Source organism: Cobetia crustatorum, assembly GCF_000591415.1.
Taxonomy (GTDB): domain Bacteria; phylum Pseudomonadota; class Gammaproteobacteria; order Pseudomonadales; family Halomonadaceae; genus Cobetia; species Cobetia crustatorum.
This window is the reverse complement of sequence record NZ_JEMF01000050.1, coordinates 74322-94713: the sequence shown is the minus strand read 5'-3', so window position 1 is coordinate 94713 and position 20392 is coordinate 74322. Positions and strand designations below refer to the sequence as shown.

Genomic DNA, 20392 nt, shown 5'->3' with positions numbered 1-20392 from the left:
GAACCCCCTATGGGACGCCACTCTTCAGACATTGCGAGTCACCTTTCTGGTCTCGTGAAGTCAATAAAAAAGCACACCTTGCGGGGTGTGTTTTTTTTGTCCCTGATTCTCGCTTATACACACTCGGTGTGTGGGCGAAAAGGCATGTTATCCCCAAGTCGCCCTTGACAGACCTTGTGTCTTGTCCACTGTTCGGGCGTTGCGTTAAAACCTCTGTCATTGTTCTTCAAAGTGCAGCCGTCATGGCTTGTGCTTACGTTGCGTTGCCAAAATTTTCTTTTATATCAACAAGTTACGAGGTGGTTAAAAATTGTGCAATCTGTTGGTAAGCCTGCTGTCATGCAGGTTTAGCGTGATTGCCTAAGGGTTATCAACGAGGTTATCCACAGATAGTGTGGAAAAACATGACGGGTCCAGCTTCTATCAGTGTTGTTGCAATGCCGCATAAAAAAACGCCCTGTCTGACCGTCAATTTGACGTTGGACAGGGCGTTTTTTTTGTGTCTGTAATTTCGTCCGTGGATGCTGCTGCCTTTAGCGATAAAATTGAGGTGCACTCAAGTGGCTAGAAGTGCAGGTGGGGCATCAGTCACAAGTCACTTGTCCAGGCGCTTGAGTAGCGAAGAAGTATCCCAGCGACCGCCTTCCATCTTCTGTACATCGGCATAGAACTGATCGACCAGTGCAGTGACAGGCAGAGTGGCATCGATACGACGTGCTTCTTCCAGGCAGATGCCCAGGTCCTTGCGCATCCAGTCGACGGCAAAGCCGTGCGCGTACTCACCCTTGATCATGGTGGCGTGGCGATTATCCATCTGCCAGGAGCCTGCTGCACCCTTGGATATCACCTCGATGACGGCTTCGCGATCCAGTCCGGCCTGTTCAGCAAAATGCAGACCTTCGGAGAGTGCCTGCACCAGTCCGGCGATACAGATCTGATTGACCATCTTGGTGGTCTGGCCAGCACCGGTTTCGCCGATGCGCTTTATCATGCGGCCGTAATGCGCCAGCACAGGCTCTGCTTTCGCGTAATCGTCCTGATCGCCGCCACACATGATGGTCAGCACGCCGTTGATGGCGCCCTGCTGGCCACCAGAGACGGGTGCGTCCACGAAGCCGACCGAGTGATCGCGTGCCGCTACGGCGAGCTCGCGGGCGAGATCAGCGCTGGCGGTGGTGTGATCTACCAGCAGCTGCCGGCAGACATGCCTGCCAGTACGCCATCAGCACCGAGAGTGACGCTGCGCACGTCATCGTCATTGCCTACGCACATCAGCACGATGTCAGCGCCCTGAGCAGCCTCCCGTGGTGTCGCGTGATGGCTGCCGCCATGCGTTTCGCACCACTGCTCGGCACGGGCGCGAGTACGGTTGTAGACACGGACGTCGAGACCTGCGGCGGCAAGGTGTCCGGCCATGGGGTTGCCCATGACGCCGAGACCGATGAAGGCGGCTGTGTGTGGTGTTTTTGTATCAGCTGACATGTGAAAGGGCTCCAGGCTAGGGTGAGTACAGCTATGACAAGCAAGGCCAAAATCGATGACGTAGAGCTACGCTAGCACGTCCCGCAGTGTTCATGGATAGTCTATCGGTCTCGAATGCGAGGGGCGGGTCCCGATTATCAGGCACAAAAAAACCGCCTCGTGAGAGACGGTTTCTGGAGTGGCGCTTGCGGGTCTTACTTCGTCGGATAGTCGCGCTTCGGGTGGCCGGTATAGAGCTGGCGCGGACGGCCGATGCGATGACCGCCAGCAATCATCTCGTTCCAATGCGAAATCCAGCCAATGGTGCGGGACATCGCGAAGATGACCGTGAACATGTTGGTCGGGATGCCGATCGCCTTGAGGATGATGCCGGAATAGAAGTCGACGTTCGGGTACAGCTTGCGCTTGATGAAGTACTCGTCTTCCAGTGCGATCTGCTCCAGGCGCTTGGCAATCTTGAGTTGCGGATCATCCGCCATGCCCAGTTGCTCTAGCACCTGATCGCAGGTTGCTTTCATGACCTTGGCGCGCGGATCGAAGTTGCGATAGACGCGGTGACCGAAGCCCATCAGCTTGAACGGGTCTTCCTTGTCCTTGGCCTTGTCGATGAAGCGCTGGATGTTCTCTTCGGAGTCGTCACCGATCTCGTCGAGCATGGTCAGCACGGCTTCATTGGCACCACCGTGTGCCGGGCCCCACAGCGCAGCGATACCGGCGCTGATGCAGGCGAACGGATTGGCGCCGGTGGAACCGGCCAGACGTACGGTCGAGGTCGAGGCGTTCTGTTCGTGATCGGCGTGGAGCATGAAGATCGTGTCCATGGCTTCTGCGAACACCGGGTTGATCTTGTACTCCTCGCACGGATTGCCGAACATCATGTACAGGAAGTTCTCGCCGTAGGAGAGATCATTGCGCGGGTACATGAATGGTTGGCCGATGTTGTACTTGTGGCACATGGCCGCAAGGGTCGGCATCTTGGCGATCAAGCGCACGGCGCTGACGTAACGTTCTTTCTCGTTATTGATGTTCAGGTTGTCGTGATAGAAGGCGGCCAGGCCACCGACAACACCACACAGGATCGCCATCGGGTGAGCGTCACGACGGAAGCCCTTGAAGAAGTTGACGATCTGCTCGTGCACCATGGTGTGGTTACTGATCAGCTGAGCAAACTTGTCATATTCTTGCGTATTCGGAAGCTCTCCGAACAGTAGCAGGTAGCACAGCTCGATATAGTTGGAGCTGGCGGCCAGCTGGTCGATGGGATAGCCGCGGTGCAGCAGGATGCCATTCTGTCCATCAATGAACGTGATGGATGATTCACAGGCAGCTGTAGAGACGAAGCCCGGGTCGTAGGTAAACATGCCTTCGGCTGTCAGGCTACGGACATCGATGACGTCCTGGCCGAGCGTGCCGGAATAGACCGGAAATTCGATGACCTTGTCTATGCCATCTACTGTCAAATGTGCTTTCTTGTCAGTCATGCCGACCTCCTCATTTTTCGCGTAACTCTTTGACTTGCTTGCCATGCCGGGCTTGCATCAATCCCGCCCACTATAGAAGCCCTCGAAAGATTGTCAATTCACCACACGGCGTAGAGACGTGCGGTGCTACGCTGTGCATCAGATTTCCGACGTTTACCGACTGCATGGCGACAGGTCGCGACCTGATCACTGCATTTTGCGCAATCCGTAGTTGCGGTGCTGCGACGCAGCGTCATTTGTCATGCCAATGACCAACCCCTATAATCTACCGTCGCGCGACTGGCGGGATATTCGGCTCGGTACCGTGGATGGCCTGCGCCCGAGACCCTTCCTCAAACCACCGCCCCTACGGGCTTGCGTCCGTGTTGGGCCAAGAGAGTGTGTAAGAGCCGTGAATAGCAAACGACCCGTAAATCTCGATCTGACGACGATAAAGTTCCCTCTCCCTGCGCTTACCTCGATCGCTCACCGTATTACCGGTGTGATCCTGTTTGTCGGCCTGGTGTTCGCGCTGTGGGCACTTGATGCCTCGCTGTCCTCCCCGCAAGGGTTTGAGGCAGTGCGCGAGACCCTGGCAACCAATTTCCTGGCCAAGATTGTGGCTTGGGGCCTGCTGTCCGCCCTTGGTTTCCACTTCGTGGCAGGCATCAAGCATCTGCTGATGGACATGGATATTGGTGTCGAACTGGAAAGTGCTAATCGCAAAGCGCAGGTCACTGTCGTGATCAGTGCTGTTCTCGTGGTCCTGGCGGGAGTCTGGGTATGGTAAACAACATCACTAACTTCAGCCGCAGCGGCTTGTCCGACTGGGTGCTGCAGCGCGTATCCGCCGTTATTCTGGCGGTCTATTCCGTGTTCATGGTCGGCTATCTATTGCTGCACCCGAACCTCGACTACACCACCTGGAGTGGTCTGTTCGAGAATACGGCAATGCGCGTCTTCTCTCTGATGGCATTCATTGCGATTGCCGCACACGCCTGGATCGGTCTGTGGACCGTGGCGACTGATTACATGAAGCCGACAGCACTGCGTCTTGGTTTCCAGATTTTCGTCATCCTTGCGCTGTTTATCTTCTTGGTCTGGGGCGTTCAAGTCCTTTGGGGAGCCTGATACATGTCCACCATGCGTAGCCTGACATTCGACGCGATCATCATCGGCGGCGGCGGCGCTGGCCTGCGTGCCGGTCTCGAACTTTCCCAGTCCGGCAAGAAGACTGCCGTGCTGTCAAAGGTCTTCCCGACCCGCTCGCACACTGTTTCTGCTCAGGGCGGTATCACCTGTGCCATCGGCTCTGCTGATCCGAACGATGATTGGCGCTGGCACATGTATGACACCGTCAAGGGCGGCGATTATATCGCTGACCAGGATGCCGCTGAATATATGTGCACCGAAGGCCCGAAGGCGGTCTTCGAGCTTGAGCACATGGGCCTGCCGTTTTCCCGTTTCGACAACGGCCGCATCTATCAGCGTCCGTTCGGTGGCCAGTCCAAGGACTTCGGCAAGGGCGGCCAGGCAGCACGGACGTGCGCTGCAGCTGACCGTACCGGTCACGCACTGTTGCACACCCTGTATCAGGCCAACCTGAAAAACGGCACCGTCTTCCTCGACGAGTGGTACGCCATCGATCTGGTCAAGAATGCCAACGATGACGTCGTCGGCGTGATTGCGTTGTGCATCGAGACTGGCGAGACCGTGATCGTCAAATCCAAGGCCACTGTACTGGCCACCGGTGGCGCAGGTCGTATCTACGCTTCCACCACCAACGCCTTGATCAATACTGGTGACGGTATTGGCATGGCACTGCGTGCTGGCCTGCCGGTTCAGGACATGGAAATGTGGCAGTTCCACCCGACCGGTATTCACGGTGCGGGCGTGCTGGTCACTGAAGGCTGTCGTGGTGAAGGCGGTTATCTGGTCAACAAGGATGGCGAGCGCTTCATGGAGCGTTACGCGCCGAATGCCAAGGACCTTGCGGGTCGTGACGTCGTCGCGCGCTCCATGGTGCTTGAGATCCTTGAAGGCCGTGGTTGTGGTGAGAATGGCGATCACGTCTTCCTGAAGCTGGATCACCTCGGTGAGGAAGTGCTGAACAAGCGCCTGCCGGGTATCTCCGAGCTGTCCAAGACCTTCGCGCACGTCGACCCGACCAACGCCCCGATTCCTGTCGTGCCGACCTGCCACTACATGATGGGTGGCATCGCCACCAACGTGCATGGTCAGGCCATCGCGCAGGATGACAGCGGCAATGATCACATCGTCAACGGCCTTTATGCCGTCGGCGAAGTGGCCTGCGTCTCCGTTCACGGTGCCAACCGTCTGGGTGGCAACTCGCTGTTGGATCTGGTGGTCTTCGGTCGCGCAGCAGGCAAGTACATCGAAAGCGCCCTGAACGAAGGCATCGAGTATCTCGAGCCGACTCAGGCTGACATCGATACTGCGCTGGTGCGTCTGAACCGCTGGAATGAGTCTGACAGTGGCGAGTCCGTGCCGGAACTCAAGCGTGAACTGCAGCAGATCATGCAGAACTCCTTCGGCGTCTTCCGTCAGGAAGACAAGATGGAAGAAGGCGTCCAGCAGCTGTCCGAGCTACGTGAACGTATCGCCAAGGCAGGCCTGTCCGACAAGTCTCAGGTCTTCAATACCGCGCGTATCGAAGCACTGGAACTGGACAACCTGATGGAAGTGGCCGAAGCCACTGCGATTGCGGCCCTGGCCCGCAAGGAAAGTCGTGGTGCTCACTCCCGTTATGACTTCCCGGATCGTGATGACGTGAACTGGCTGAAGCACTCCATGTTCTTCCCGCGTGATAAGCGCGTCGGCAAGCGTGACGTGAACTTCGCACCGAAGACCGTCGAGCGTTTCGAGCCGAAGATTCGTACCTACTGAGTTCAGTGCCTGCTGAGTTCGTGTTCATCAGGTACGTACCGGCTAATGCCCGTACCGATACAGTTTGCCCGGAGGGGAAACCATGCTTCAGGTATCCATATACCGCTACAACCCTGAAACCGATTCTGCGCCGTACATGCAGGAGTTTCAGGTAGACACCCAAGGTCGTGACCTGATGGTGTTGAATGTGATGGAAATGCTCAAGGAACAGGACAGCTCGCTGGCCTATCGTCGCAGCTGCCGTGAAGGCGTCTGCGGTTCTGACGGTATGAACATGAATGGCAAGAACGGTCTGACCTGTGTCACCGCATTGTCTGAAGTGGTCAAGGACAACAAGCTGGTGCTACGCCCGTTGCCGGGTCTGCCGGTCGTGCGTGACCTCGTCGTTGATATGAGCCTGTTCTACAAGCAGTACGAGCGTATTCAGCCGTACCTGCTCAACGATACGCCGGCGCCGGCCATTGAGCGTCTGCAGTCTCCGGAAGACCGTGACAAGCTCGACGGTCTTTACGAGTGCATTCTGTGTGCATGCTGCTCGACTGCCTGCCCGTCTTTCTGGTGGAATCCGGACAAGTTCGTGGGGCCGAGTGGTTTGTTGCAGGCCTATCGCTTCCTGGCCGACTCTCGTGACACGGCGACAGAGGAGCGTCTATCGGAACTTGACGATCCGTTCTCCGTATTCCGTTGCCGTGGAATCATGAACTGTGTCGCGGTTTGCCCGAAAGGACTGAACCCGACACGTGCCATCGGCAAGATTCGTGAGCTTTTGCTGGCAAACGCCACTTAAAAGCTGAGCGTTAGCTTGTTATGATTGCACGTCAGCTGCGGCGAGGTGTCACACCTTGTCATGGCGCACAGCTTGCTGGAGCCGGTGCCTTGTGCACCGGCTTTTGACGATAAAAGAAGACTCAGATGGTGAAGGCCACGATGGCTTCGTCATACAGGGCATAATCGAGTGACGCCGACAGCGTATGTCAGGCGCCTACCCCACCCCATCAGTCAGGGTGACCGAGAGATGCAAGAAGGCACAATGGAGTTGATGTGGCGCACTTCCCATATGAGCGGGGGGAATGTCCACTACGTAGAAGATCTCTACGAGCGTTATCTTGTCGATCCCAATGCGGTGACCGACGAGTGGCGCAACTACTTTGACACTCTGCCGCGTCATGACGGCAGCCCCTCCCAGGATGTTCCGCTAGCGCCTATCCGTGAGCAATTTTACGAGATGGGTCGCACCAGTCGCCGCCCGGCGACTGTCGCGGCGGGCGAAAGCAATGAGAACAAGAAACAGGTTCGTGTTCTCCAGCTGATCAATGCCTACCGTTTCCGTGGCCATCAGAAGGCGGATATCGATCCCCTTGGTCTACGTAAGCCGGCACCGATCCCCGATCTTGAGCTTTCCTTCCATCAGCTGTCCGCAGCTGACATGGATGTCGAGTTCCAGACCGGTTCGCTGTTCCTGGGCAAGGAAGTCGCACCGCTCAAGGAAATTCACGCCGCGCTGGAGCAGACATACTGCCGCAGCATCGGCGCCGAATTCATGCACATCGTCAACACGGAAGAGAAGCGTTGGCTGCAACAGCGTTTCGAATCCGTGCGCTCCAAGCCGAACTTCTCACGCGATGTCCGTCACCATGTCCTTGAGCGTCTGACAGCAGCAGAAGGCCTCGAGACCTATTTGGCGAGCAAGTATCCGGGTACCAAGCGCTTTGGTCTGGAAGGGGGTGAGTCCTTCATTCCGATGATGGATGAGCTGATCCAGCGCAGTGGCAAGTACGGTACCAAGGAAGTCGTGATTGGCATGGCCCACCGCGGTCGCCTCAATCTCTTGATCAACCTGCTGGGCAAGAGCCCGTCCGAGCTGATCGAGGAATTCGACGGCAAGAAGCAGATTGCCAAGGGCTCCGGCGACGTCAAGTATCACCAGGGCTTCAGCTCGAATGTCATGACACCGGGCGGCGAAGTCCACCTGGCGCTGGCATTCAACCCGTCTCACCTGGAGATCGTCTCTCCGGTGGTCGAAGGTTCCGTGCGGGCGCGTCAGGATCGTCGTGAAGACACCGAAGGCGATACCGTATTGCCGATTTCCATCCACGGTGACGCAGCGTTTGCGGGCCAGGGCGTGGTGATGGAAACCTTCCAGATGTCTCAGACTCGCGCCTACAAGACAGGCGGAACGCTACATCTCGTCATCAACAACCAGGTGGGCTTCACCACCTCGCGTGAAGATGATGCGCGCTCCAGCGAATACTGCACTGACATCGCCAAGATGGTTCAAGCGCCGATTATTCACGTCAATGGTGATGATCCGGACGCGGTGCTGCATGCGGCTCAGGTCGCTATCGACTACCGTCAGCAGTTCAAGCGCGATGTCGTGCTTGATCTCGTCTGCTACCGCAAGCGTGGTCACAACGAAGCTGATGAGCCCTCCGGCACTCAGCCGCTGATGTACGCCAAGATCAAGACCCAGAAGACTGCCCGCGAGCTGTATGCTGCACGGCTGGTAGAAGAAGGCGTGTTGACGGCGGAAGAGACTCAGCATCTGGTTGATCAGTATCGTGCTGATCTTGATGCAGGCAATCACGTTGCCAATGCGCTGGTGAAGCAGCCGAACACAGGGCTGTTTGTTGACTGGGCACCGTATCTTGGCCACGAATGGACCGGCGATGCTGATACCTCGATGGATATGAAGCACCTGCAGGCGCTTGCACAGAAGATGTGTGAAGTGCCAGATGGTATTTCGGTTCAGCGTCAGGTCAACAAGATCTACGAAGACCGCCGCAAGATGGCTGCCGGTGGCATGCCGATCAACTGGGGCTTTGCTGAAACACTGTCCTACGCGACGCTGGTCGATGGCGATAACCCGGTACGGATTACGGGTCAGGATGTGGGACGCGGTACCTTCTCACACCGTCATGCCGTCATTCACAACCAGAAAGATGGCAACATCTGGGTTCCGCTGCAGCACATCAAGGATGGTCAGGCGACATTCACCATCCATGATTCCTACCTCTCCGAGGAAGCGGTGCTGGCCTTCGAATATGGCTACTCCACCACCATGCCGACGGCACTGGTGATCTGGGAAGCCCAGTTCGGTGACTTCGCCAACGGCGCACAGGTGGTGATGGACCAATTCATCTCCTCCGGTGAGAGCAAGTGGGGCCGCCTGTGCGGTCTGACGATGCTGCTGCCGCATGGCTATGAAGGTCAGGGACCGGAGCACAGCTCCGCACGTCTCGAGCGCTACCTCCAGTTGTGCGCTGAGCACAACATGCAGGTCTGCATGCCGACCACACCGGCGCAGATCTATCATCTGCTACGTCGTCAGGTGATTCGCCCGCTGCGCAAGCCGCTGGTCGTGCTGACACCCAAGTCGCTACTGCGTCATAAAGAAGCGACCTCTACCCTTGACGAGCTGGCCGGTGGCCGCTTCGAAATGGTACTGGCCGACAAGGGCAATCTTGAAGCTTCCAAGGTCAAGCGCGTCGTACTGTGTGCAGGCAAGGTCTATTACGACCTGGCTGGCTACCGTGCCGAGCAGGGCCGTGAAGATGTCGCCGTCATCCGCGTTGAGCAGCTGTATCCCTTCCCGAAGGAAGAGCTACAGGCCGCCATCGCCGACTATGAAAATCTCGAGCAGGTGATGTGGTGTCAGGAAGAACCGCTTAACCAGGGCGCTTGGTATCAGAGTCAGCACCACATGCGTCAGGTCGCTGACCAGCATCATCAGGGGCTCGGCATGAGCCTGGCCTTTGCCGGACGCCCGGCCTCTGCGGCACCTGCCGCGGGCTACATGTCCGTTCATAACGAGCAGCAGCGCCAGCTGGTCGACGACGCCTTTAACAAGTAAGGCATTCGACCCGCAAGGGCACCGAGAGAGAATTGAGTTAAGGAACTCCAATGGCTATCGATATCAAAGCGCCGTCTTTTCCGGAATCTGTCGCCGAAGGCACTGTGGCGACCTGGCACAAGCAGCCCGGCGACAGCGTCGAGCGTGACGAGCTGATCGTCGAGATCGAAACTGACAAGGTCGTGCTGGAAGTCGTGGCACCGCAGGCCGGTACCTTGGGCGAGATCAAGGTTCAGGAAGGCGATACCTGCGAATCTGAACAGGTGCTGGGCTCCATCGGTGATGCCGCTGCATCTTCCGAGAGCAAGAAAGACAGCAAGGAAGCGCCTGCCGCTGACAGCAAGTCCGAGAGCAAGCCTACCGCTGACAGCAAGGCCGAAAGCAAGCCGGCCGCTGGTGGTAAAGGCGAGACGCTTGAAGTCAAGGCGCCGAGCTTCCCGGAATCTGTTGCTGAAGGCACCGTGGCGACCTGGCACAAGAAGGTCGGTGAAGCCTGCGAGCGCGACGAGTTGATCGTCGAGATCGAGACTGACAAGGTCGTGCTGGAAGTCGTGGCTCCGGCTGCTGGCACCCTGAGCGAGATCAAGGTTCAGGAAGGCGATACCTGCGAATCAGAAGCTGTGCTGGCACTGTTCAGCGCTGGTGCTTCCGGTGCCGCTGCTCCGGAAACTGACAGCAGTGACAACGACTCCGCGTCTGATGAAGGCAAGGACGAGAAGGTCGGTGACAAGATCCTCGCGCCGGCCGCTCGCAAGATGGTTGCCGAGCACGATCTGGACATCAACAAGCTGGTCGGTACTGGCAAGGGCGGTCGTGTCTCGAAAGAAGACGTGGCCAAGGCGGTCAAGGAAGGCACTGCAGCCAAGTCTGCTGCCAAGCCTGCTGCCGCACCGAAGGCCGCTGCACCGAAGGCTGCTCCAGCCTTTGAAGGCGAGCGTCCCGAGAAGCGTGTGCCGATGAGCCGCATGCGTCAGACCATCGCCAAGCGTCTGGTCACGGCTCAGCAGACCGCTGCGATGCTGACCACGTATAACGAAGTGGACATGACGGCTGTCATGGAGCTGCGCAAGCAGTACAAGGACACCTTCCAGAAGGTGCACGACACCAAGCTTGGCTTCATGGGCTTCTTCGTCAAGGCATGTACCGAAGCGCTCAAGCGTTTCCCGGACGTCAATGCCTCCATCGACGGCACCGACATCGTCTATCACGGTTACCAGGATATCGGCATCGCCGTCTCCTCTGACCGTGGCCTGGTCGTGCCGGTGCTGCGTGATACCGACAGCATGAAGCTCGCCGATGTCGAAAAGACCATCGTTGGCTACGGCCAGCGTGCACGCGCCGGCAAGCTGGGTATCGATGAGATGCAGGGCGGTACCTTCACCATTACCAATGGCGGTACCTTCGGTTCTCTGATGTCCACGCCGATCCTGAATCCGCCGCAGACCGCTATCCTGGGCATGCACAAGATTCAGGAACGTCCGATGGCCGTGAACGGTCAGGTTGTCATCCGTCCGATGATGTATCTGGCACTGTCCTACGACCACCGCATGATCGACGGCAAGGATGCAGTCCAGTTCCTCGTCGCCATCAAGGACCTGCTGGAAGATCCAGCACGCTTCCTGCTCGACGTCTGAGACTGTAACGCCTTACGCCTCTGGCACTTTTGGAGGCGTGAGCGGCGCCAGTGGAAAGCATCACCCTCCGCTGGCGCCGCCAACCCGAATCGAACTGCACCAACAGGAAGAGACATGGCCGATAAATTTGATGTAATCGTCATTGGCGCTGGCCCTGGTGGCTATGTTGCCGCTATCCGCGCTGCTCAGCTGGGTCTGAAGACCGCCTGCGTCGAGAAGTGGGTGAACAAGGAAGGCAAGGTAGTTCACGGCGGCACCTGCCTGAACGTTGGCTGTATCCCGTCCAAGGCGCTACTGGAAACGTCGCACAAGTATGTTGAAGCGCGTGACCACTTCGCTGAGCTGGGTATCAAGGCCGACGGTGTCGAGATCGACGTGGCCAAGATGGTCGAGCGCAAGGCCGAGATCGTCAAGAACCTGACCGGCGGCATTTCTGGTCTGTTCAAGGCCAATGGCGTGACCGCGCTGGAAGGTACCGGCAAGGTGCTGCCCAACAAGCAGGTCGAAGTCACCGGTCACGACGGCGAGAAGGCGACCTACGACGCCGAGAACATCGTCATCGCGTCTGGCTCCGTGCCGGTCGAGATTCCGCCGACGCCGCTGACCGAAGGTCTGATCGTCGATTCCACTGGCGCGCTCGAGTTCAGTGAGGCGCCGAAGCGTCTGGGCGTGATTGGTGCCGGTGTCATCGGTCTGGAACTGGGTAGCGTATGGAGCCGTTGCGGCTCTGAAGTGACCGTGCTGGAAGCCGTTGATAGCTTCTTGCCGATGGTGGACGCTGCCGTCGCCAAGGAAGCTCAGAAACTGCTCAAGAAGCAGGGCATGGACATCAAGCTCGGCGCACGCGTGACGGGTTCCGATATCAAGGAAAACGAAGTTGTCGTCAAGTATACCGACGCCAACGGCGAGCAAGAACAGACTTTCGACAAGATTATCGTCGCTGTCGGCCGTCGTCCGTACACCCAGAGCCTTCTGGATGACGACGCCGGCGTGAAGTTGGACGAGCGTGGCTTCATCTATGTTGATGACCATTGCAGCACTAGCGTGCCGGGCGTTTACGCCATTGGTGACGTGGTGCGTGGCCCGATGCTGGCTCACAAGGCCTCCGAAGAGGGCGTGATGGTGGCTGATATCATCGCTGGCCATAAGGCCGAGATGAACTACGACGCCATCCCGAGCATCATCTACACCTTCCCGGAGGTGGCTTGGGTCGGCAAGACCGAGCAGCAGGCCAAGGCCGAAGGCATCGAAGTCAAGACCGGCAGCTTCCCGTTCGCGGCAAGCGGTCGTGCCATGGCTAACAATGCGACTGAAGGTCTAGCCAAGATCATTGCCGACGCTGAGACCGATCGCGTACTGGGTGTCCACATCATCGGCCAACACGCCGGTGAGCTGATTGCCCAGGGCGTGACCGCCCTCGAATTCGGTGCAAGCGCCGAAGACCTCGCGCTGATCTGCACGGCTCACCCGACGCTGTCGGAAGCCGTACACGAAGCCGCGCTGGCCGTTGACGGGCATGCGATTCATATCGCAAACCGCAAGAAGCGCAAGTAAGCGTCCTTCCGAACAAGAGGCGCCTCGCCCCGGCCAGGCCGGGGCGAACGGTGGCAGCCACATCTGTGGCTGTCGTTCGAGTCTAATGCAACCAATGGCATGACACGATGAACCTTCATGAATATCAGGCAAAACAACTGTTTGCCGACTATGGCCTGCCGGTGTCCAAGGGCTTTGCCGTTGACACCCCGGAAGACGCTGCTGAAGCGTGCAAGAAGATTGGCGGCGATAAGTGGGTCGTCAAGGCACAGGTCCACGCTGGTGGCCGCGGTAAGGCTGGTGGCGTCAAGCTGATCGAAAGCGCCCAAGCTGCTGCTGATTTTGCGACCCAGTGGCTCGGCAAGAACCTGGTGACTTACCAGACTGATGCAGATGGTCAGCCGGTCACCAAGATCTTGGTCGAGAACTGCACCGACATCGCCGAAGAGCTGTACCTCGGCGCTGTCGTTGACCGCACCACTCGTCGTATCGTCTTCATGGCATCGACTGAAGGTGGCGTGGAAATCGAGCAGGTTGCTGAAGAGACTCCGGAAAAGATCCTGAAAGCAGAGATCGATCCGCTGGTCGGCGCTCAGCCGTACCAGGCGCGTGAACTGGCCTTCAAGCTGGGTCTGAACGCAGTCCAGATCAAGCAGTTCACCAAGATCTTCCTCGGTCTGGCGAAGATGTTCGCTGACAAGGATTTCGCGCTGCTGGAAATCAACCCGCTGGTCATCACCGACGAAGGCAATCTCCACTGCCTCGACGGCAAGATCAACATTGATGCCAACGCCGTCTACCGTCACCCGGACCTGCAGGCGATGCACGATCCGTCTCAGGAAGACGAGCGTGAAGCGCATGCTGCCAAGTTCGAACTGAACTACGTTGCCCTCGACGGCAACATCGGCTGCATGGTCAACGGCGCAGGCTTGGCGATGGGCACCATGGACATCGTCAACCTGAACGGCGGCAAGCCGGCCAACTTCCTCGACGTGGGTGGCGGTGCTACCAAAGAACGCGTTGCTGAAGCATTCAAGATCATTCTCTCTGACCATAACGTCAAAGCTGTTCTCGTGAACATCTTCGGCGGTATCGTACGTTGCGACATGATCGCCGAGGGCATTATCGGTGCCGTCGAGCAGGTCGGTGTCAACGTGCCGGTCGTGGTGCGTCTGGAAGGTAACAACGCTGAACTCGGCGCCAAGAAGCTGGCCGAAAGCGGTCTGAATATCATCGCTGCTACCAGCCTGACTGACGCGGCGCAGCAGGTTGTCAAAGCTGCGGAGGGCAAGTAATGAGCATTTTGATCGACAAGAACACCAAGGTGATCTGCCAGGCTTCACCGGCGGCCAGGGGACTTTCCACTCTGAGCAAGCCATCGCCTATGGTACGAAGATGGTCGGTGGTGTAACGCCGGGCAAGGGTGGCCAGACTCACCTGGGTCTGCCGGTGTTCAACACCGTGGCTGAAGCCGTGGCTGAAACTGGCGCTGAAGCGTCCGTCATCTACGTGCCAGCACCGTTCTGCAAGGATTCCATCCTTGAAGCGGCCAATGCAGGTATCAAGCTGATCGTCTGCATCACTGAAGGCGTGCCAACTCTCGACATGCTGGACGTCAAGGTCAAGTGCGACGAGCTGGGCGTGCGCGTCATTGGTCCGAACTGCCCGGGTGTCATCACTCCGGGTGAGTGCAAGATCGGTATCATGCCGGGCCACATCCACCTGCCGGGCAAGGTCGGTATCGTGTCGCGCTCTGGCACCCTGACCTATGAAGCCGTCAAGCAGACTACTGATCACGGTTTCGGCCAGTCCAGCTGTGTCGGTATCGGTGGCGACCCGATACCGGGTTCCAACTTCATCGACATCCTCGAAATGTTCGAGAAGGACCCGAAGACCGAAGCCATCGTCATGATCGGCGAGATCGGCGGTTCTGCTGAAGAAGAAGCAGCTGCCTATATCAAGGCGAACGTCACCAAGCCGGTCGTGTCCTACATCGCTGGTGTGACTGCGCCTCCGGGCAAGCGCATGGGCCATGCTGGCGCCATCATCTCTGGCGGCAAGGGTACTGCTGACGAGAAGTTCGCGGCACTGGAAGCTGCTGGCGTCAAGACTGTGCGTTCACTCGCGCAGATCGGCGATGCCATCAAGGAAGTCACTGGCTGGTAAGCCGTGATCTCCTGACAGCCGCAAGCCTTTGAGGCGTGCAGCATGTCACCAAAAGGGCAGGCCCATAGGGCCTGCCCTTTTTTTGTCTTTTGTTTCTGGCGACTCGGCCAGACGACAGGTGCGCTTGCTTCAGCTACTTGCTAATCTGATGATGTACTTGTGACACCTGAATAAGCGATGCGTTTGTACTGCCCCACGAATCACTGATAAGGATGTTCCATGCTCAAGACGTTCCCGGCTGTATCACGCTCTGCTCGAATGCTGGCACTGTTGTCTCTGCCTCTGATGGCGGGCATGTCCCTGTCAGCCAATGCTGATTCCGGTGCGGCAGCTGCCTCTGCACCTGAGGCGGCTGCTGACATGCAGGTTTCCTCCAAGGGAATCGAGTCATTGACCAGTCGTGATGATGTGTCTGCCGTGCAGGCGCGTCTGGAGAAGGCGCTGTCTGCCAAAGGACTGACTCTGTTCACCGTGATTGACCATGAAGCAGGCGCGCAAAAGGTAGGGCTTGAGCTACCGGCAACGCATACCGTCATCTTTGGCAATCCCAAGGTGGGTACGCTGTTGATGCAGTGCAATGGGTCTGCGGCGCTGGATCTGCCTCAGAAAATGCTGATTCGTGCGGTAGAGGGTGGCAGCGTGATCGAATGGAACGATCCGCAATACATGGCCGATCGCCATGGGTCCAAGGATTGCAGCCTGCCGCTGGACAAGATTGCGGGCTTGCTCAAGGGATTGGCCGCTGAAGCGGCTGGGCAGTGACAACCGCTGTATTCAAAACTGAACAAGTTGCTTCGATATAATCAAAAAGCCGGGCTCCCTGAGGAGCCCGGCTTTTGTTCATCGCCATTTAATCAATAACGTGAGCTTGGCTTACAGCGCGTCGCCGTTCTGCTTCAGCCACTGTACCGCACGGTCCGGATAGTCAGTGAAGATGCCATCGACACCGGCTTCTTCAAAGAACACGCGCAGCATGTCGTCATAGTCATTGGCCCAGGCAGGGATGCGACCTTCATCAAGACGGAAGGTATAGGGCATCACGACAAGCCCGGCATCATGGGCCTTGTCGACCAGCTCAGTGACCTTGATATTGCCCTTGGTGGAGCTATCTTCGATTACCATCGGCTTCCACGGGCCGATGCCATCTGCATAGCCTGCGATACGCCCCATCGCGCCTTTCTGGTACATCCAGTCGTAGCTGTAGGGCTCAAGCTTGCCGTCAGTGCCCGGTTGGAAAGTCATGTCCCAACTCGTCTCACCCATCAGCTGTACCAGGCGCAGGTCCATGCCCAATTCTGGCTGCAGCTCATCATGAATACGCTTCAGGCCGCGCGGGTCAAAGACCTGCACGATGGCGTTGTCGTCATGATCGACGTAGCCGTAATGCTTGAGTGTCTCGAGAACGGCCTTGGAGACTTCCTTGCCTTCTGACTGGTGGAACCAGGGCGCCTTGACCTCAACATACAGGCCGACATCACGCCCCGTGGAGTGGTTCAGGCCTTGAATCATCTCGATCTCTTCACTCAAGGTATGCAGCCCGAAGTGCGACTTGCCGAGCGGGAAGCGCTCAGGATAGTCAGCCACTTTCTTGCCATCATCGACAGTGAACCCTTCGCTGAAGGACAGCTTGCGCAGCTCTTCCAGCGTGAAGTCGATGGCATAGTAACGGCCATCCTCGCGTGCGCGTTCCGGGAAGACGTCGGCGACATCGGTCACACGATCCAGAAAGCGATCGTGCAACACGACCAGCTTGTCGTCTTTAGTCATCACGACATCTTGTTCGAGAAAGTCAGCACCCTGGGCGTAGGCCATCGATTTGGCCGCGAGAGTGTGTTCTGGCAGGTAGCCCGATGCACCGCGGTGAGCCACGACGACCCTGTCAGTCCCGTGACTGGGATCGACGCTGCGCAGTGCAGCGTCATCGGCGAAAGCTGAAGTCGTCGTGGCAGTGAGCAGTGTACCCACAACCCCCATGACGTGAAGTGGACGGATGACGCGTGAAGGAGAAAAGTCTGACATACGAGGTCACCTTGAGTAGTGGTTTATTGTATGGGTGTTCAATAACTGTGCATGACCATAACAAATCCTTATCCATGTGGCGATAACGAATAGAGATTCATGATGTGGTTAGGCCCTCAGACGTTCTGGAGTCGTCAAGAGACCTTTGCGCGGCGGTTCAGTAGGAGATCGAGCATGCTGCCTCCCGCCATGATGAAGAATACCGGTGCGCCAGCGATCAAGTAGAAATAGAAGGTGACGGCACGCCAGATGACGACGGCTGCCGCTGCACTGGAGGCACCAATCATCGGCGTAAGCAGGGCGGTAGATGATAGTTCGGCACCGCCTGCTCCTCCCGGCAATAGCGTCAGCTGACCGGCAGCCAGTGACAGCATCTGTACGATGAAGGTCCAGCTCCAATCAATATCGCGACCTAGCCCGGAGACCGCCAGATAAAGAATCGAGTAGCGTAGCAGCCAGTGCGCACAGCAGAGTAGAAATATCAGGCTCAGGGTCAGACGCGGCAGGGCCAATGTCTCGACCAACGCGTGACGGAAGTGAATAACGGCTCGCGTCAGCCTGATGCGTGAACGGTGGTGGACTTTAAGCCAGCGCAGTAGGTGGCCACTCGATCTGAGCAGTCCACGATGGTGCCGCCCGAGGGCGATCAGCAATCCGAAGCCGATGATCAACAGTAGCGCGGGCACGGCAAGCATCCAGCCGAGGCGTAGATCGATGGTGTGAGAGAGCGTATACAGGCCGATGCTGGCCAGCGCAGAAAGAAAGAACAGCATGTCAGTGATCTGATCGACCGCGAAGACGGCTGTCGCCTGTGCTGGGCGTACTCCCTGGCGTGACAGGAGTCCCATCAGCGTCAGTGGGCCGCCGCTGCCACCGGGCGTAGCGCTGATCGCGAATTCAGTCGCCATCACCATGCCCAATGCTCGGCGTTGACCGAGATGGCCACCGCGACCGGCCAGTAGCAGACGTAAGCGTCCCGCATTCAGGTTCCAGCACACCACAATCATGCCCAGCATCAACAAGAAGGTATCGAGCGGGAACTGGCGCAGCTGAGCACCCAGCCCTCTGCCCCCCAGCGTCAACGGAATCGCGATAACGAGTATCAGGCCAGCGGCCAGCATCCATGCTGCACGATTCATTCAGGGCTCCACAGGGCAGTCGCACATCGATGAGAGAAGCGGAGAAGGGACATGTCAGGCCGTTTTACCAGTAGGTTGATGGCCAGGATGTTGATGATTGACGGGAACATTCAACAGGCCTTGTTGCGTCAGCCAGTCAATCTTGGTCATCGGTAGGCGGCCATCATCGAGCAGGCGCGCGACGAGCTGTAACCAATAGCCTCGCGAGCTTGCATGCCGCATATCAACCGGATGCAGGCCCAATCGGAGCACCGGAGCATCTTGCGCGCGCGCCAGCTTGCGTTCACTGACCCAGCGTGACATCAGGCGGCGCGGTGCCGAGCGCGCGCTCCACACCAGTCCTGGCGCATCGATGACATTGAAGTCTGGCAGGCGGTAAAGGTGTTGGGTGTCACTGGTATAGCGAAAGTCGAGCGACTTCAGGGCACGCCGCGTGCCTTCGCTCATCAGCCATGCCGGCGCGATGAAACCATCAAGTGGCCAGCCAAGGCGTGTGAAAATTGCCGCACCAGCGGTCAAACGTCGGTTGGCCTCTTGCTCGTTGAGCGGATAGAACTCACCTTCCCAAGTCAGTACGCGTCGCATCAGGTAATCACGTGGCGTGCGTGGTGGTGGGGCGTCATCGCAATGATGAAAGCCATGCAACGCTAGCTCATCGCCCTGTTGACGGCGCGCTTCCAGGCACGTGATGAATTCAGGGGAGTCCTCCAGCGCGCTACGATGATGGAAGTCAGGCACGACTAGCCAGGTAATAGGGCAGGGACGATCCAGATGTGATTGGCAGAGCGCGTCCAGCTCGGTCACGAAGTCGCGATAGTCGGGCCAGGTTTCAGGGGCGACATCGTGCAGTACCAGCAGGAAATGGCGCGAGGAATCGGGTTGTTCAACCATGCGTCACTTCCTCCAGCAGGGGATGCAATCGGGTACCGGTCACGGCGCGGTAGTGGCCCATCAGGCCATTCACCACGTGGTCCCAGTCGTGATTTTTTTCGACATGACGGCGAGCCTGACGCCCTAGTGCGGAAGGATCATTGGCAAATACTTCCTGTACTGCGCGCACCATGTCGCGTGGCGAGTGTGGCTCACACAGCTGCCCACAACCCAGTGGCACATTTTCGGCCAATGCCCCGGCACGTGCTGCCACGACAGGAGTACCGCAGGCCATGGCTTCAAGCACGACCAGCCCGAAGGTCTCCTGAGTGCCGGCATGTAATAACACATCAACCGATGCCACCATGCGTGCCACCTCGTCACCGCTACAGAAATGCCCCGTCACGCTGACGTTATCCGGCAGATGACGCGGCATGCCTGAGCCAATCAAGAGCAGGTGGTAATCAGGGCCGAGCAGACGTGCAACAGCGAGCAATTCATCGAGGTTCTTCTCGCGCGAGCCACGGCCAGCAAAAGCGAGTAGTCGCACATGATCAGGCAACCCAAGTTTTTGCCGCAGTTGCATGTCGCAGCGATCTGGATGAAAGGTGGTGAGATCGACACCTAGTGGCTGGATATGCACATTACCAATCCCTAGACGATCAAGACGTTCAGCCATCACCTGACTAGGAGCAAGCACTCGATCGAAGTGACGATAGAGACGTTGAACATAGCGATCGACATTGTGACCTGACCACTCGCCGAGACGATTGGTGATCAAGCGTGGCAAGTCAGAGTGGTAGAAGCCCAAGACAGGTACGTCCAGCTTGCGCCCGGCGTCCAATGCTGCCCACGCTGTGACATAGGGATCGCCCGCTTCAATGATGTCGGGTGATAACGCCAGCAGGGTGCTGACCCAGCCAGTGCGTCGCAGTGGAAAGCGATAGCCATTACCGAACGGAATCGGTGGTGCCGGCACGTTATACAGGTCGTCGCTGACGCTGCTGGACTCGCCCGGTACCAGTAGGCTGTGGCGAATATCCGGCCGAGTTCTCAGTCGTCGTCGCTTGGCTTCCAGATACGTCCTAACACCACCACTGGAAGGGGCATGAAACATGGTCATGTCAGCGATATGCACACGGGCTCCTCATGACCGGCTTGGCGGTCGTGCGCGATAGAAGATGAATCCCGACATGCTTGCCAGTCACTGCCTGTCACTATAGTCCCCACTGCGACGATAGCGCAGAGCCGACTGGCAAGCATCGGTGTCCTGCTTTTTTTCATGGGGGGGATAAGGTCTGAAACCAAGGGGACATTTGTGACTCACTGCGT

The 20392-nt window shown here is 57.8% G+C and carries 14 protein-coding genes and 2 pseudogenes; 10 read left to right on the top strand and 6 right to left on the bottom strand.

The annotated features are described in order from the left end of the window. Positions 1 to 595: 595 nt before the first annotated feature. Both BF12_RS19820 and gltA read right to left on the bottom strand, forming a co-directional pair. Positions 596 to 1482 (bottom strand): annotated as a pseudogene (locus BF12_RS19820) (NAD(P)-dependent oxidoreductase). A gap of 194 nt (positions 1483 to 1676) precedes the next feature. Continuing rightward, positions 1677 to 2963: a citrate synthase gene (gene gltA, locus BF12_RS0111715; protein ID WP_024952447.1), complete on the bottom strand. Its 1287-nt coding sequence runs from the start codon at positions 2961 to 2963 to the stop codon at positions 1677 to 1679. A gap of 391 nt (positions 2964 to 3354) precedes the next feature. On the opposite strand from gltA, the gene sdhC reads away from it, so the two are divergent. From sdhC to BF12_RS0111665, 10 genes and pseudogenes are all read left to right on the top strand, one after another. Then, positions 3355 to 3732 (top strand): succinate dehydrogenase, cytochrome b556 subunit, encoded by a 378-nt coding sequence (gene sdhC, locus BF12_RS0111710; RefSeq protein WP_024952446.1) that lies wholly within the window; start codon positions 3355 to 3357, stop codon positions 3730 to 3732. Further along, positions 3726 to 4073 (top strand): succinate dehydrogenase, hydrophobic membrane anchor protein, encoded by a 348-nt coding sequence (sdhD, locus tag BF12_RS0111705; protein ID WP_024952445.1) that lies wholly within the window; start codon positions 3726 to 3728, stop codon positions 4071 to 4073. Before sdhC ends, sdhD begins: the two co-directional genes overlap by 7 nt. A 3-nt stretch (positions 4074 to 4076) precedes the next feature. Further along, positions 4077 to 5849: a succinate dehydrogenase flavoprotein subunit gene (sdhA, locus tag BF12_RS0111700; RefSeq protein WP_024952444.1), complete on the top strand. Its 1773-nt coding sequence runs from the start codon at positions 4077 to 4079 to the stop codon at positions 5847 to 5849. Between the two features lie 82 nt (positions 5850 to 5931). Next, the gene (locus BF12_RS0111695) at positions 5932 to 6636 is read left to right on the top strand and encodes a succinate dehydrogenase iron-sulfur subunit (protein ID WP_024952443.1); all 705 of its coding nucleotides are present in this window, start codon (positions 5932 to 5934) and stop codon (positions 6634 to 6636) included. A gap of 228 nt (positions 6637 to 6864) precedes the next feature. Continuing rightward, positions 6865 to 9699 carry a 2-oxoglutarate dehydrogenase E1 component gene (locus BF12_RS0111690; protein WP_024952442.1) on the top strand — a complete coding sequence of 945 codons (2835 nt, stop codon included), beginning with the start codon at positions 6865 to 6867 and terminating at the stop codon, positions 9697 to 9699. 50 nt (positions 9700 to 9749) lie between these two features. Further along, positions 9750 to 11333: a 2-oxoglutarate dehydrogenase complex dihydrolipoyllysine-residue succinyltransferase gene (odhB, locus tag BF12_RS0111685; RefSeq protein WP_024952441.1), complete on the top strand. Its 1584-nt coding sequence runs from the start codon at positions 9750 to 9752 to the stop codon at positions 11331 to 11333. 114 nt (positions 11334 to 11447) lie between these two features. Beyond that, positions 11448 to 12887, top strand: a complete 1440-nt coding sequence (gene lpdA / locus BF12_RS0111680) for a dihydrolipoyl dehydrogenase (RefSeq protein ID WP_024952440.1) — start codon at positions 11448 to 11450, stop codon at positions 12885 to 12887. Between the two features lie 107 nt (positions 12888 to 12994). Next, positions 12995 to 14161, top strand: a complete 1167-nt coding sequence (gene sucC, locus BF12_RS0111675) for an ADP-forming succinate--CoA ligase subunit beta (RefSeq protein WP_024952439.1) — start codon at positions 12995 to 12997, stop codon at positions 14159 to 14161. After that, positions 14161 to 15032: pseudogene (gene sucD, locus BF12_RS19815) on the top strand (succinate--CoA ligase subunit alpha). Before sucC ends, sucD begins: the two are co-directional and overlap by 1 nt. 219 nt (positions 15033 to 15251) lie before the next feature. Next, a complete protein-coding gene (locus BF12_RS0111665) occupies positions 15252 to 15794 on the top strand; it encodes a DUF302 domain-containing protein (protein WP_024952438.1) in 543 nt (180 codons plus the stop codon). Between the two features lie 111 nt (positions 15795 to 15905). On the opposite strand, the gene glpQ is transcribed toward BF12_RS0111665, so the two are convergent. From glpQ to gpgS, 4 genes are all read right to left on the bottom strand, one after another. Further along, positions 15906 to 17051 (bottom strand): glycerophosphodiester phosphodiesterase, encoded by a 1146-nt coding sequence (gene glpQ, locus BF12_RS0111660; RefSeq protein ID WP_024952437.1) that lies wholly within the window; start codon positions 17049 to 17051, stop codon positions 15906 to 15908. A gap of 134 nt (positions 17052 to 17185) precedes the next feature. Next, positions 17186 to 18190: a glucosaminyl phosphatidylglycerol flippase gene (gene gpgF / locus BF12_RS0111655; protein ID WP_024952436.1), complete on the bottom strand. Its 1005-nt coding sequence runs from the start codon at positions 18188 to 18190 to the stop codon at positions 17186 to 17188. Positions 18191 to 18244: 54 nt separating this feature from the next. Beyond that, positions 18245 to 19081, bottom strand: a complete 837-nt coding sequence (gpgD, locus tag BF12_RS0111650) for an N-acetylglucosaminyl phosphatidylglycerol deacetylase (protein WP_024952435.1) — start codon at positions 19079 to 19081, stop codon at positions 18245 to 18247. Continuing rightward, a complete protein-coding gene (gene gpgS, locus BF12_RS0111645; protein ID WP_024952434.1) occupies positions 19074 to 20198 on the bottom strand; it encodes an N-acetylglucosaminyl phosphatidylglycerol synthase in 1125 nt (374 codons plus the stop codon). Before gpgS ends, gpgD begins: the two co-directional genes overlap by 8 nt. Positions 20199 to 20392: the final 194 nt, after the last annotated feature.